Annotated in this window: 14 protein-coding genes; 12 read left to right on the forward strand and 2 right to left on the reverse strand. The window is 59.2% G+C overall.

What is annotated here, in order from left to right; genetic code table 11:
* The first annotated feature begins 2 nt into the window (after positions 1-2).
* The 8 genes from atpB to truA all read left to right on the forward strand — a co-directional run bounded on the left by atpB (position 3) and on the right by truA (position 5,916).
* On the forward strand, positions 3-704 hold the full coding sequence (gene atpB, locus ACZ5D1_RS12075) for a F0F1 ATP synthase subunit A (RefSeq protein WP_011368523.1): 702 nt from the start codon (positions 3-5) through the stop codon (positions 702-704).
* A gap of 59 nt (positions 705-763) precedes the next feature.
* A complete protein-coding gene (gene atpE, locus ACZ5D1_RS12080; RefSeq protein WP_011368524.1) occupies positions 764-1,069 on the forward strand; it encodes an ATP synthase F0 subunit C in 306 nt (101 codons plus the stop codon).
* A 109-nt stretch (positions 1,070-1,178) separates the two neighbouring features.
* Positions 1,179-1,820 carry a redox-sensing transcriptional repressor Rex gene (locus ACZ5D1_RS12085; protein ID WP_011368525.1) on the forward strand — a complete coding sequence of 214 codons (642 nt, stop codon included), beginning with the start codon at positions 1,179-1,181 and terminating at the stop codon, positions 1,818-1,820.
* 241 nt (positions 1,821-2,061) lie between these two features.
* Positions 2,062-3,066, forward strand: coding sequence for an SAM hydrolase/SAM-dependent halogenase family protein (locus tag ACZ5D1_RS12090; protein ID WP_464554989.1), 1,005 nt, complete (start codon positions 2,062-2,064; stop codon positions 3,064-3,066).
* Entirely contained in the window at positions 3,059-3,847 is a 789-nt protein-coding gene (locus tag ACZ5D1_RS12095; protein ID WP_011368527.1) for an adenosylcobinamide-GDP ribazoletransferase, read from the forward strand. The genes ACZ5D1_RS12090 and ACZ5D1_RS12095 overlap by 8 nt, the downstream gene beginning before the upstream one ends.
* A 102-nt stretch (positions 3,848-3,949) precedes the next feature.
* On the forward strand, positions 3,950-4,393 hold the full coding sequence (gene fliJ, locus ACZ5D1_RS12100; protein ID WP_273193630.1) for a flagellar export protein FliJ: 444 nt from the start codon (positions 3,950-3,952) through the stop codon (positions 4,391-4,393).
* Entirely contained in the window at positions 4,350-5,078 is a 729-nt protein-coding gene (locus ACZ5D1_RS12105) for a MotE family protein (protein ID WP_011368529.1), read from the forward strand. Before fliJ ends, ACZ5D1_RS12105 begins: the two co-directional genes overlap by 44 nt.
* Before the next feature lies 1 nt (position 5,079).
* A complete protein-coding gene (gene truA, locus ACZ5D1_RS12110) occupies positions 5,080-5,916 on the forward strand; it encodes a tRNA pseudouridine(38-40) synthase TruA (protein WP_455696876.1) in 837 nt (278 codons plus the stop codon).
* A 63-nt stretch (positions 5,917-5,979) separates the two neighbouring features.
* Here truA and fliM read toward each other — a convergent pair whose 3' ends face one another.
* Complete coding sequence (fliM, locus tag ACZ5D1_RS12115) at positions 5,980-6,960, reverse strand: flagellar motor switch protein FliM (RefSeq protein ID WP_011368531.1); 981 nt, start codon at positions 6,958-6,960, stop codon at positions 5,980-5,982.
* Between the two features lie 158 nt (positions 6,961-7,118).
* Entirely contained in the window at positions 7,119-7,628 is a 510-nt protein-coding gene (locus tag ACZ5D1_RS12120; RefSeq protein WP_011368532.1) for a hypothetical protein, read from the reverse strand.
* A 380-nt stretch (positions 7,629-8,008) separates the two neighbouring features.
* On the opposite strand from ACZ5D1_RS12120, the gene ACZ5D1_RS12125 reads away from it, so the two are divergent.
* The 4 genes from ACZ5D1_RS12125 to lipA are packed head-to-tail and all read left to right on the forward strand — an operon-like array spanning position 8,009 to position 12,883.
* On the forward strand, positions 8,009-9,673 hold the full coding sequence (locus tag ACZ5D1_RS12125; protein ID WP_464554991.1) for an ASKHA domain-containing protein: 1,665 nt from the start codon (positions 8,009-8,011) through the stop codon (positions 9,671-9,673).
* Positions 9,674-9,677: 4 nt separating this feature from the next.
* Positions 9,678-11,393, forward strand: coding sequence for a small ribosomal subunit Rsm22 family protein (locus ACZ5D1_RS12130; protein ID WP_464554992.1), 1,716 nt, complete (start codon positions 9,678-9,680; stop codon positions 11,391-11,393).
* A 28-nt stretch (positions 11,394-11,421) separates the two neighbouring features.
* Positions 11,422-12,078, forward strand: a complete 657-nt coding sequence (gene lipB, locus ACZ5D1_RS12135) for a lipoyl(octanoyl) transferase LipB (protein ID WP_011368535.1) — start codon at positions 11,422-11,424, stop codon at positions 12,076-12,078.
* The gene (lipA, locus tag ACZ5D1_RS12140) at positions 12,008-12,883 is read left to right on the forward strand and encodes a lipoyl synthase (RefSeq protein ID WP_011368536.1); all 876 of its coding nucleotides are present in this window, start codon (positions 12,008-12,010) and stop codon (positions 12,881-12,883) included. The genes lipB and lipA overlap by 71 nt, the downstream gene beginning before the upstream one ends.
* Positions 12,884-12,949: the final 66 nt, after the last annotated feature.

Consider the following 12,949-nt stretch of genomic DNA (forward strand, 5'->3'; position numbering starts at 1 on the left):
GAATGGCAAGTGGGCTGCCGCATCCGGTACTCCTCAGTGATCTGGTCGGACTGGGTCACATCAATGTCGGCGGACAATCCGTCGAATTCAAGCACGTTTTTTACACATGGTGTGTCATGGCGATGCTGTTCGCGGTTTCATTCATTGTCCGCGGCAAAATCAAAATGGTTCCCGGAAAACTGCAGAACATCTTCGAAGTCATCATCGGAGGACTTGAAGAGTTTGTAGTTTCCATCACGGGCGAAGACGGACGCAAGGTTTACCCTGTCCTCATCGTCTTTTTCCTTTTCATTCTCTGCATGAACCTGACCGGTCTTGTGCCCGGCTTTGACGCGCCGACCGCGAACATCAACACCACCGCTTCGCTGGCGCTGTTCTGCTTTATCTACTACAACTACATCGGCATCCAACGCTGGGGCGCCGGTTACATCAAACACTTCATGGGACCCATGTGGTGGCTTTCGCCCCTCATGCTGCCGCTGGAACTTATCAGCCACACCGCCCGTCCGCTTTCGCTCTCTCTGCGTCTGTTCGGTAACATCCGCGGTGAAGAATTCGTGCTGATTCTGTTCTTCATGCTGGCACCCATCATCGGCACAATTCCGATCTACTTCCTGTTCACTCTGGCCAAGGTACTGCAGGCGTTCATCTTCTTCATGCTCGCCACCATCTACCTTAAAGGCTCTCTGGAACACGCCCACTAATGGGGGAAATGGTCTTAGACCAACAACATAACCTAACTTACACGTAGGAAGGAGTTATCATGCGCAAGTTTCTGATGATCGCCCTGAACACCCTGGCTATTCTTTCTGTCGCAAGCCTCGCATTCGCCGCTGACGGCGGTGCCGGCGACGGCCTCGTCCTCTTCGGTGCAGCCATTGGTATGGCTATCGCCGCTGCAGGTTGCGGTATCGGTCAGGGCATGGGCCTGAAGGCTGCTTGTGAAGGCACCGCCCGCAATCCCGAAGCCGGCGGCAAAATCATGGTTACCCTGATTCTGGGCCTTGCCTTTGTTGAATCTCTGGCAATTTACGCCCTCGTTGTTAACCTGATGCTGCTCTTCCGGTAGTCGGAACATCTCAGGCGATTTCGAGGAGGCCGGGTTTCCCGGCCTCCTTTTGTAGTTTTGACTCGTTATTTATTTCACATTCACCATCAACTGTAGTATCGTCACCTTTATGAGCGTTAAGAGCGAACATATCCCCCGTGCGACTATCCAGCGACTGGCCGTTTATGTGCAGGTGCTGGAAAGCCTGCAGCGGGACGGCACCGAGGTAATCTCGTCCGAGCCACTGGCCAAGGCCTGCAATGTCAACGCATCCCAGATACGTAAAGACCTTGCGTATTTCGGTGAATTCGGCGTTCGTGGTGTCGGCTACTACGTCAAAAATCTCATCGAATCCATCACCAGCGCACTGGGCGTTGACCGTGAATGGAAAACGGTGCTGATAGGCGTGGGCAACCTTGGACGCGCCCTGCTGAACCACAAGGAATTCAAGCTGCGCGGTTTTCACATTGTGGGCGCATTCGACTGCGACCCCTTCAAGATCGGCGAAGAAATTTCCGGTCTGGAAGTAGTGTGCACCAAGCGGCTGAAAGAACGTGTGGGAGATCTGGGCGTGGAAATAGGTATAATCACCACCCCGCCGGAACGTGCGCAACGTGCTGCAAACCACCTGATTGAAGCGGGTATAAAAGGCATACTGAACTATGCTCCGGCGCGTATCACCGTGCCGGATGATGTTTCCGTGGAGTATGTGGACTTTTTCCACCATCTCTACGCGCTGTCTTTCAATATCACGTTCAACAAAAACAAATAGCAACGCGCAGCATACCGAGTCTGCCGCCCTTTCCCTGCGAAAAAGCTCAGACCGGATACAGCCGTTACGCTGCACGGAATACCGGCCGCACCGCCCGGTTTCCCGCAGCAGCATTCAGGCAGGAGCCGCAGCCCCTGCGTTGACAGACAATCACAGGCCGAAGCGCCGTTCCGCACAGAGCCGGCGGAACGCAGCAGCACGGCCTTTTCGTGTTTCCTTTGCCATAAAGGAATAAGTACGCATGCAACCAATTGTATTACTGACTGATTTTGGCCTGTCAGACCCATATGTGGGACAAATGAAGGCTGTACTGCACACCCTTGTTCCCGACGCTCCCGTGCTCGACCTGAGCCACGGTGTTCCACCGCACGGAGTCATGCAGGCAGCTTTTTTTCTGGCAGCCAGCGCGGGGTATTATCCGGCAGGCACACTCTTTGTGGCCGTGGTTGACCCCGGAGTGGGCACCGGCAGACCGCTGCTGTATGCCGAATCAGCAGGCAGGTTTTTTCTGGCACCGGACAACGGGCTGCTGACCTGCGTGCTGGAGCAGGACGCCCGCATATTCCGGCTGGAAAGTACCGCACAGCAAACCGCATTTGCCTGTGTCCGCTGTGCCAGCCTGAAGCCTGCCACAGAACAATACCATGCGGATGCCCACCCGATGCAAACAGTGCCGCCGTCGGCCACCTTTCACGGACGTGACATTTTTGCCCCGCTCGCGGCCATGCTGCGCCGCGGTCCGGCCACCGGACTGCCGGCGCATCCTGTCCGGCCGGAGGATATTACAACACCTGACTGGAACCGTGCCCGCGGCAGCAGCAGCCGTCTGGAAGCCACAGTGATGCATGTGGACAGATTCGGCAATCTCCTGCTTAATGCCTCTGCGGAGCAATGGCTGCCGGTGGTGGACGCATGGCAGAAGCGCACCGGTTCAGCCGCCGGGGTGGTTATGCGGCACGAAAATCACCCCCCTGTAATGCTGCATGTGGTAGAGACCTACGCGCTGTTGCCGCACCTGACCGACTCTGTACCGGCCCGTGTAACAGTATCGGACAGAGTAACAGCATCGAACAGAGTAACAGCATCAAACGGAGTAACAGTATCGGCCGGATCGCCCGCGGGACTGCTGGCGTCCAGTCAGGGCTATCTTGAAATCGCCTGCAACTGCCGGCCTGCATCGCAGGTGCTCGGTCTGCGTACCGGCAGCAACATCATACTCACCCCTGCGGAGAACTCCCATGCCTGAACAGCAGCCTCCTGCCACCGCGTCCGGTTTACTGATCCGTGAGTGGCAGGTATTTCTGGACGGTCTGGCCTTTATGACGCGGCTGAACCCCGCCCGTATGATTGCCGAAGGAGCTCTGGCCGCCACCATGCGTCAGATGCCGCTGTACGGGCTGCTCATCGGGGCATTGTGCACGGTGCCGCTGTGGACGGGAATGACTGCGGGGCATGCGCTGGCCGGCAGCTGGCTGTATGTGGGGCTGGGCATGTGGCTTACACGCGGACTGCACTGGGACGGCTGGGCCGACCTGTGGGATGCATGGGGCAGCAGCGCAACCGGTGACAGGTTCTGGCAGATAATGAAAGACAGCCGTACCGGTGCATTCGGCGTCATGGCCATAGTGCTCGGCATGGGCGGCCAGATGATGTGTTCTGCCGAGATACTGCAGGGCATGCCTGCGGCACAGGCGGCAGGAGTGCTCATATGGGCGCCTGCACTGGGACGCACGGCATGCGTGCTGTTGTCCTTTTCCGGCACACAGGCAGCGTGTTCGTCACTCGGCAGGCAGTTTCTTGATGGCGCCACCCCTGCAGCGCTCGGCATCAGCGTAGTGCTGTGCGCCTTTTCCGGCGTCTGGCTGACAGGTGTCAGAATTCTGTTGCTTTCGCTGGTGTTTCTAGCTCCCGGCATTATTGCCCTCAGGCGGCTTTCGCGCAGGCAAAACGGCCTCAACGGCGACTTTATGGGCGCAATAATCATATGGGGCGAACTGTCGGCCCTGCTGGCGGGTGCTCTGGCCTGATCTTTGCTTTGCCTGTAGCTGGCGACTGCACACGTTGCAGCCGTACATTCCGTCTATATGATATTGTCTTCACAGCACCCATTATCTGAAGAGGTTTTCCGCATGGCGGGGTCTTTCAAATTCAAGCTGCAGCAGGTATTGGACTACCGGACGCAGCTTGAAGAGCAGGCAAAGATGGAATTTGCCCGTGCCCAGCAGCAGTACCGCCATCAGACGGCTCTGGTGGAACAGCTCCGCCGCAAGCTTGATATCCAGCTGCAGCAGCTGTATGCATCGCCCACCATGAGTCAGGCGGAACGCTGGCTGGCGCACAACTATATTCAGGCCATCAAGCAGGACATTCAGGCCGCGGAACAACGCCTGCTGCAGATAGCCCAGCAACTGACCCGCGCGCGGCAGAACCTCATCCAGAAAGCGCAGGAGCGCAAACTGCTGGACAAGCTGAAAAGCAAACAGGCCGAGCGGCATGATCTGGAAGAAAAGCTGAAGGAACAACACACCAATGACGAAACAGCCACACTTCGCTACCAGCCTCCGTCTTTCTAAGCTGTGCAAATGGCTCTTTTTTGTTGCCTGCATAAAGCTGGCAGTCATCGGCACCCTGATGTGGGACGGCACCCTTTCCGGCTTTTCACTGCAGCCGCCGGCACCGCTTAGCGTGGCCGGTATCGCCCCGGCTGCATCGTCAAAATCAGAAGCTCTGGCCACAGGCAACGGTGCAGGCGGAACTGTCAGCTCCGGCGGCACGGCATCGGTGGCGCAACCTGTTGCAGCCGTAGCGCAGCAGCGGCCTGTCATTGCCGCATCGCAGGCACTGGCAGCGGAAAGCACGCCTCCGGCAGCGGATGCCGCAGGAACCGACATGCAGCGCGAAGCGCTGCTGCGTAAAGAAGAAGAGCTGAACCGCAAAGAAGCTGATCTGCGCAAGCTGGAAAACGAGCTGGATACAAAAATCCAGAACCTGCAGGCGCTGGAAGAACGTCTGGGTAAAATGCTTGAAGAAGCGGGCGAGACCAAAGACAAGAAACTGCGTCATCTTGTGGATGTGTATTCCAATATGAAAGCCAAGCAGGCAGCTGCCGTACTGGAAACGCTGGACGAAAAAATCGCTGTCAGAATTCTGGCAGGAATGCGTGGCAGGCAGGCAGGGGAAATTCTGTCGTTTGTCGATGCACAGAAAGCGGCCCGCCTTTCCGAGGCGCTGACCAAAATGCAGCTGCCGTTCGAGTAGTATGGCCCGGCTGAAGCTTATCATAGCCTATGCAGGCACGCGCTATGCGGGCTGGCAGATACAGTGTCTTCCGGCCGGACGGCCCCATGCCGTGCAGCAGCCCACAGTGCAGCAGGCGGTGGAAGATGCCGCAAAAGCCATACTGGGCAGCGCTGTCCGCGTGCACGGAGCGGGGCGCACCGATTCGGGCGTTCACGCCGAAGGTCAGGTCGCCCATCTGGACATTCCCGATGCCAAAACCGCCGTTGACTGGCGGCGGGCTCTCAACGCCAAGCTGCCCGAAGACATATCGGTTCTGCAGGCCGCCGTTGTGCCGGACGGCTTTCATGCCCGCTTTGACGCCGTAAAAAAACGCTACACCTACCGTATATGGCTTACCCGCGCTTTTGTGCTGCCGCAGCGCCGTCCCTTTGTGCATATGACCGGCCCGCTGGACATCGCCGCCATGGACGCGGCAGCCGCTTTCATGACAGGCACACACGATTTCGCTTCGTTCCAGAATGCCGGAACCGAGCTGGCCACCACGGTACGCACGGTCTACAGCATAACACGCACCCCCGGACTTGCTCCCGATGATTTTCCGCGCAGCCACGACACTACCCCCCGTGCCCCTCTGGAACTGGCATGGCATTTCGAGGCAGACGGGTTTCTGAAGCAGATGGTACGCAACATGATGGGCCTGCTGCTGTGGACCGGTACGGGCAGATGCGCACCGGAGGATGTACCGGCTATCATCGCCGCCCGCGACAGGCGGCTTTCAGCCCCCACAGCCCCCGCATGCGGGCTGACCATGGAGCGTGTTTTCTACCCGGACGAATGCTGCCCCCCCGAAAGCTGACAAAAAAAAGCGGCCGAAGCCGCTTGCATTCTTTCCGGAAATATCCGTAACCGGCAGCGCATATCAGGTATATCTGGGTTCTTCCTCACGGATGACCTGAAATGCTTTATTAGCCTTGACAATACCGCTTATTCCCCAGAATTTGCGCACCCCTTCCACGGTGCCTTCCAGCAGATCATCAGTATCGGTATCAAGCAGCAGCACGTCGCCCACTTTCAGCCGCAACAGCTGGTTGCCGGTTATCTTCGTCTCCCCGAAGCGTATTTTCATTTCCACCGGAGTTTCCAGCAGACGCTCCTTCAGACGGGCAACCCATGCATGGTCCACTTCCAGCCGCTCGGTCTGAAAGCTGGCATGCAGCTTCGAACGGATAGGTTCGATGGTGGCATACGGCAGACACATAACCAGCGAACCGATGGCCGATTCCAGTTCCACCTCAAAGGTGATGACCACAACAACGTCACTGGGCGGCACAATGGCAGCAAACTGCGGGTTGATTTCAGAACGGACCAGCTCAAGGTTCACCTCATGCACCGGCCGCCACGATTCTTCCATGTTATCAAGCGCAATTTTGATAACCCTGTCCACAATGGCCTGTTCTATGCGCGTGAACTCGCGGCCTTCAATTTTGGGCTGACTGCCTGCCCCGCCGAAAAAGTTTTCCACCAGAGCGAAAACAAGGCGTGAATCGACCACGATGATGGCATTGCCGCGCAGCGGTTCCATCTTGAAAATATTGATGCTGGTAGGCACGGGCAGCGAGCGCATAAAGTCACCGAACTTGGTCATATCTATGGATATGGGGTTCAGTTCCACACGCTTGCGCACGGCGTTGCTCAGCGCGTTGGTGCACAGACGGGCAAAGCGGTCGTTGACGATTTCCAGAACCGGCATACGCCCGCGGATGATTCTGTCCTGATTGGCAAGGTCAAAAGACACAATGCCGGAATCATCCTCCGGTATATCGGATTCTGTTTCTATCTCGCCGCCGGAAAGCCCCCGTAACAGGGCATCCACTTCATCCTGTGCCAGAATTTTGTTCATACAGAGAGTCAGGCTCCGTGCTGGTTACCACGCCCGCGGAACGGACGGACATCATAAAAAAGAACCGGCAGAACCAACCGGCAAATACCGCCGTTTGCTCTTTCTGACCGGAAAATGATGCATAATAAATGCCATTATTGCCCTAATCCGGGCAGACATCAAGCCCCGAAACGGCGCCGTGCCACTTCAAGGTCTTCCTTACGCAGATACCCGAGCATCACCAGCACATCTTCCAGCCCGTATTCCGAACCGGTCTGGGTCTTGTAGTCTCTGGCTTTCTGCAACTGCGCCGGAGTAATGCGCCTGCCGCGTACCAGACTTTCCAGCACGGCATTCTCGCCGCGGGCGATCTTTGCGGGTTTTTCCAGCATATCGGAATAATCCGCAGCGCCTTCCTGCCCCGTCTGCACGGCTTCCTGCGTCATAAACCCGAGATCGATGGGCGGCAGTCCCTTTTCAATGTCATTCAACTGGATACGCAGCATTTTTTCGCGCCGCCGCAAATCGCTCACCCGCTCCGCAGCCTCTTCTCTGCCCAGACTCAGCTTCTGCTGTTCGGAACGCAGTCTCCGGATCATGTCCAGATTTCTTGCCGTAATGACATGATTGCTGATCACGCCGCCGATGGTCAGCACAAAAATGATCAGTATGGTCACAAACAACGTCATCCGGATATCCTGCCGCAGTGTCCGCAAAAAAAAGTTGCATGGCGCCACAACACACACATGGTCTCTGTTATCTGATATATCAGATTTTATCTTGCCGCAACGGGCAGATACAGGCATGCAGACAGGGGACGGCCCTGCCTTGTCCTCCGGTTGTGCGAAAAACGGCGGCCTGTATGATTCATCATATATGCAAAGCTGCACCTTTTCACTGATATTCTGAATAATTGCCGCAGCACACCGTACAGCAGGCCGCGGCAAGCGTAATATTGTGCCCCCTGTACGCCGGACGCAGCACAGGGTATGATGGCTGCAGGACAGCATGCCGGCTTTACGGCCCGCGCTGCATTCATATATCACATTCCGGCCACAGATCACAGACCATGCCCGTCATCACCATTACAGACCATCTAGGCAACAGCACCGAAGCAGAAGCGCCCGCAGGCGCCCCGCTTTCGCGCGCGGTATACACCAGCGGCGCCGTGCCCGCACCGCCGCTGTGTTCCGGCATCGGACGCTGCGGACTGTGCCGCATGCGCATCAGTCCCGCGCCGGTTCCCCACGCCGACGATGTGGCCTTTTTTTCTCCAGCCCGGCTGCAGCAGGGCTGGCGGCTGGGCTGCCGCCACAGCGTCAGCGACGGATTGCGCATAACTCTGCCGCACATACCGCCGGTACAAAGCGCCACACGGCCCGCAAAAACCACCGGACAACTGGGGCTGGCGGTTGACCTAGGCACCACAAGCCTGCACTGGGCCGCGGTAGACACAGCAGCAGACACCCTCAGCATTGTGGCGCAGGGACAGGAGACAAACCCGCAGATGGGTGCAGGCAGCGAGGTCATGTCGCGGCTGGCTGCGGCCGCTGATCCGGCAGTGCGCGGCAGGCTGGCGGCTCTGGTCAAAAGCAGGCTGGCCGCCCTGACAGATTTTCTGCACCGCGAGACAGGACAGCCGGTCACCTCGCTTTGTGTGGCCGGCAACGCTGCCATGACATACATTCTGCTCGACCTGCCGGTGGAAGGCCTGAGCCGGGCACCTTACAGGCTGGATTACCGCGGCGATGAAACCGTCCGGCTGTGCGGCACGGCGCACAATACAGACACCCCGCTGCCGCCGGTTTACATTCCGCCGGTTCCCGCACCTTTTGTCGGAGCGGACATCAGCGCCGGAATGGCCGCACTGCTGTGCGATGAATCCGCACCGCCTCCGTATCCTTTTGTTCTGGCCGATCTGGGCACAAACGGCGAATTTGTACTGGCGCTGTCTCCCGCACATTCAATAGTGACCAGTGTGGCCATGGGCCCCGCTCTCGAGGGCATAGGCATGACCCACGGCAGCATGGCCTGCCCGGGCGCGGCCACGGCATTCAGCGCCACCCCGCTCGGTCTGGTGCCCGCCGTGCTGGATGCGCAGGGCATCCCTGTCGTCAGCCCTCCGGCATCGCTGCGCCCCGCCGACATAAAAGCGGGCGGTATGGCCGCAGCACAGAGCATCCGCAGCATAAGCGGCACCGGCTACCTTTCGCTCATCACTGTTCTGCTGCAGACAGGGGTCATCACTCCTGACGGGCAGTTCAACACACAGCCGTCCTCCGTGGCGGGCCGCAGACTGGCACGCGCCGTTGTGCATGACAGCCCGCAGGCCCCGACTCAGGGAGCCTGCCTGCGTCTCAATGCCTCGGTTACACTTTCGGCCCGCGACATTGAAGAGATTCTAAAGGTGAAAGCCGCTTTCTCGCTTGCTTTTGAACGCCTGCTGTGCGAAGCCTCGCTCTCGCCGGCGGATGTGCGCCGTGTCTTTCTGGCAGGTGCGCTGGGACAGCACGTTTCTCCGGCCGATCTTGAAACACTGGGCTTTCTGCCCCGCGGACTGGCACAATGCACCACGGCGGCGGGCAATACCGCCCTGCGGGGCGCCATGCACATGCTCACCCGCCATCACTGCCGTACCCGCGCCGCGCAATGGAGCGCAGGCGCCATTGTGGCCGATCTGACTTCAGACCCCGCATTCACCACCAACTTCATGCGCCATATGCGCTTTTCATAATATTATGCATCAAGGAATACTCACTCCGCCTACGCGGCAGACTCAGGATATACTGGCCCGTTACAGACAGATACTGGCCGGAGTCATGCCGCTGCGTCAGGCACACCGGCGCGAACTGCCCTATGCCATCCGCGATCTTTCACGCGTACTGACCAGCGAGCGCACAGACATGCGCAAAGGCTACTGGACAGCCCCCAGACAGATAAGCGCCTACGTACACTATTTTCTGCCGTGGAACCTGTACCGGCTGTCATGGCTGCTGCCTTCGCTGGACCTGAAGCTGGATACCCCGGCGCGGGGGGATTCTCCTCCGGTGCTGCTCGATCTGGGCAGCGGGCCGCTGACCATGGCTCAGGCCCTGTGGATATGCCGCCCCGAACTGCGCAGCGTACCGCTGACGTTCATCTGTGCCGACATGTCTTCCAAACCCATGGAACAGGGACTGGAGCTGCTGACCGCACTGGCCCGTTCGGAAGGTGCGGAACTGGCATGGCGCGTAAAACTGGTACGCGCTCCGCTGGAGGCGGTTCTGCGTGAAAACCGAGGGAAAATCGACCTGCTGACAGGCGCCAATGTGCTCAACGAACTGCGCCCCGGAAAACGGCAGCAGCCCGGCGAACGCATGGAGTCCGTTATCAGAGGCATAGCATCGGCGCTGCGCCGCGGCGGACACATGCTGATGATGGAACCGGGCACTCGCCACGGCGGACAGACGCTGTCGCGCGCAAGAAGCAATCTTATGGAATGCGGCTGCGCCCCGCTGGCACCCTGCCCCCACTACGGTGAATGTCCCATGAACGGCAGCGCTGACAATGCATGGTGTCATTTCAATATGCCGTCTCATCTGGCACCGGACTGGCTGCGGCAGCTGACCGGCGAAGCACGGTTTGAAAAGCGCAACGTCAGCCTGAGCTACCTGTACGCATGCCGCGTGCCGCCCGCTTCCGGCGAGGCAGTTCAGGAATCCCGTCCCGTTGCCCCCATCCGCCCACCGGCACGCCCTGCACCTGTTTCCGAAGCGGATGCAGAAGACATTCTGGATGAATGGGATGACTGGGACGACGATACAGGCACCGTCACCGCACATTTTCCGCAGCGCGACACCGGTCTGGTCCGGGTGATTTCCGAACCGTTCTCCGTGCAGGACCATCCCGCCAGTGCACGCTACTGCTGTTCCGCATACGGCCTGACCTTGCTGCGCAACTCGGAACGTATCCGCTCGGGTGCGCTTGTGCCTGTATGCTGGCCGCTGGACATCCACGACCGTCGCTGGCGTGACGCCAAATCAGGTGCAGTCATGGTGGAAGCGCGGACATATACCGGCAGTCCGGCTGCAGAGACAGACTGCGCCCCCGCCCTGCGTGCGGCCCGGCCACAGCAACCGGCAGACCGGCGCAACGACCGGCACCGCACACACCCCGATACGCAGCCCGATACCCGTCCCCGCCGGCATTCCGATGCACAATCCGGCAGGCGTGCAAATGACAACCGCAAAGATGACGAACGCAGAAACGACGGACGCAGGGATGACGGACGCAGGGATGACGGGCGGAAAACACGCCACGACGGCAGCCGGCCGGACAGAAAAGGCCCTCAGACAGCCGACCCCGGGAAAAAGGGTGCGGACCGGCACAAAGGGAAAAACACGGCAGGCAGCAGCCGCAAGCCGAAAAAAACAACAAAACCGGCACCGTCATCGGGCGGCAGACGAGGACGGTAATCCGGAACGCAGTGGAGACGCGCAGGCAATGCAGATTATCGATCTGGGGTGCATACCCTACGCCGAAGCCGTGGAAATACAGACCGGACGGGTACAGGAGGTTGCCGCAGGAGCGGAAAACACCCTGTACCTGCTGGAACACCCGAAGGTCATAACCTTCGGGCGCAACGGCGGCCGCGAAAACCTGCACGTGGACGACAGCACTCTGGCTTCCATGGGTATAGAGGTGGCGCAGACCACCCGCGGCGGCAACATAACCTGCCATTTTCCCGGCCAGCTTGTCGCCTACCCCGTCTTCCGCATTGCGGGGCGCCCCGGTGGCATGCGGGCCCTGTTTTACAGTCTTGAGGAAGTGGTCATCAGGACGCTGGCCCGTTTCGGGCTGCAAGCCTTCCGCAGTGAAGGCCGCCCCGGTGTCTGGATAGAAAACCGCAAAATATGCTCCATCGGCATTGCCATGCGCCGGTGGACCTCGTACCACGGGCTGGCACTCAACGTGTGCCGCGATGTAAGCCTGTTTGACATGATAACGCTGTGCGGCCTGACAGATGCCCGCGCCACGTCACTGCAGGCCGAATGTAACGATGACAGCATCACCCTGCAGGAGGTGAAAGATGTCTGCGCAGGAGAATTCCGCGCCGTTTTTGCGCATCCCCCCGTGGCTGCGCACCAGAATTCCGTGTAACCGCACCTATACGGCCACCAGAGAGCTCATAGGCGATCTTAATCTGCATACGGTCTGCCAGTCGGCCAAGTGTCCGAACATGTTCGAGTGCTTTTCCAGCCGCACGGCCACATTTCTCATTCTGGGCGGTACCTGCACGCGCAACTGCGCCTTCTGCAATATCGAACCGGGTGACGTACTGCCCCCCGACGCCGGTGAACCGCAGCGCGTTGCGCTGGCTGCAGCGCGGCTGGAACTGAAGCATGTGGTCATAACATCCGTCACCCGCGACGACCTGCCCGACGGCGGTGCCGCCCACTTTGCAGCGACCATACAGGCCGTGCGCAGCCGGCTGCCCCGCTGCACGGTGGAAGTGCTCATACCCGACTTTCAGGGAGATGCCGCAGCCCTGCAGACAGTGCTGCAAGCCCGCCCCGACGTGCTGAACCACAACGTGGAAACCCCGCCCGCGCATTACAGCCGCATACGCCCGCAGGCAGACTATAGTCAGAGCCTTGAGCTGCTGCGCAGAGCACGCGCAGCCGGATTTACCGTAAAAAGCGGACTGATGACCGGACTGGGGGAAACGGACGCCGAGGTGCTCGGTGTCATTGACGATCTTTGCGCCACGGGCTGCAACATAGTAACCGTGGGGCAGTATATGCGGCCTTCGCGCAGGCACCCCGCAGTACAGCGTTATGTCCATCCCGACATGTTCGAAGAGTATGCGGCTTACGGACGCGCACGGGGCATACCGCATATGTTCTGCGCTCCTCTGGTGCGCAGCAGCTACAATGCATCCATGTTCGTGCAGGAAAAAAACTGACGGCAGTCAGCCGCACAGGCAGGCATATAACACAACAGCCGGATGTTTTCAGAACATCCGGCTGTC

The organism is Oleidesulfovibrio vietnamensis, assembly GCF_055388115.1.

Coding starts and splice junctions, on each gene's coding strand:
- ACZ5D1_RS12105 (WP_011368529.1), top strand. CDS start 4,350: ATGACGAAACAGCCACACTTCGCTACCAGCCTCCGTCTTTCTAAGCTG.
- atpB (WP_011368523.1), top strand. CDS start 3: ATGGCAAGTGGGCTGCCGCATCCGGTACTCCTCAGTGATCTGGTCGGA.
- fliJ (WP_273193630.1), top strand. CDS start 3,950: ATGGCGGGGTCTTTCAAATTCAAGCTGCAGCAGGTATTGGACTACCGG.
- lipA (WP_011368536.1), top strand. CDS start 12,008: ATGTCTGCGCAGGAGAATTCCGCGCCGTTTTTGCGCATCCCCCCGTGG.
- ACZ5D1_RS12095 (WP_011368527.1), top strand. CDS start 3,059: ATGCCTGAACAGCAGCCTCCTGCCACCGCGTCCGGTTTACTGATCCGT.
- fliM (WP_011368531.1), bottom strand. CDS start 6,960: ATGAACAAAATTCTGGCACAGGATGAAGTGGATGCCCTGTTACGGGGG.
- ACZ5D1_RS12090 (WP_464554989.1), top strand. CDS start 2,062: ATGCAACCAATTGTATTACTGACTGATTTTGGCCTGTCAGACCCATAT.
- truA (WP_455696876.1), top strand. CDS start 5,080: ATGGCCCGGCTGAAGCTTATCATAGCCTATGCAGGCACGCGCTATGCG.
- ACZ5D1_RS12085 (WP_011368525.1), top strand. CDS start 1,179: ATGAGCGTTAAGAGCGAACATATCCCCCGTGCGACTATCCAGCGACTG.
- lipB (WP_011368535.1), top strand. CDS start 11,422: ATGCAGATTATCGATCTGGGGTGCATACCCTACGCCGAAGCCGTGGAA.
- ACZ5D1_RS12125 (WP_464554991.1), top strand. CDS start 8,009: ATGCCCGTCATCACCATTACAGACCATCTAGGCAACAGCACCGAAGCA.
- ACZ5D1_RS12130 (WP_464554992.1), top strand. CDS start 9,678: ATGCATCAAGGAATACTCACTCCGCCTACGCGGCAGACTCAGGATATA.
- ACZ5D1_RS12120 (WP_011368532.1), bottom strand. CDS start 7,628: ATGACGTTGTTTGTGACCATACTGATCATTTTTGTGCTGACCATCGGC.
- atpE (WP_011368524.1), top strand. CDS start 764: ATGCGCAAGTTTCTGATGATCGCCCTGAACACCCTGGCTATTCTTTCT.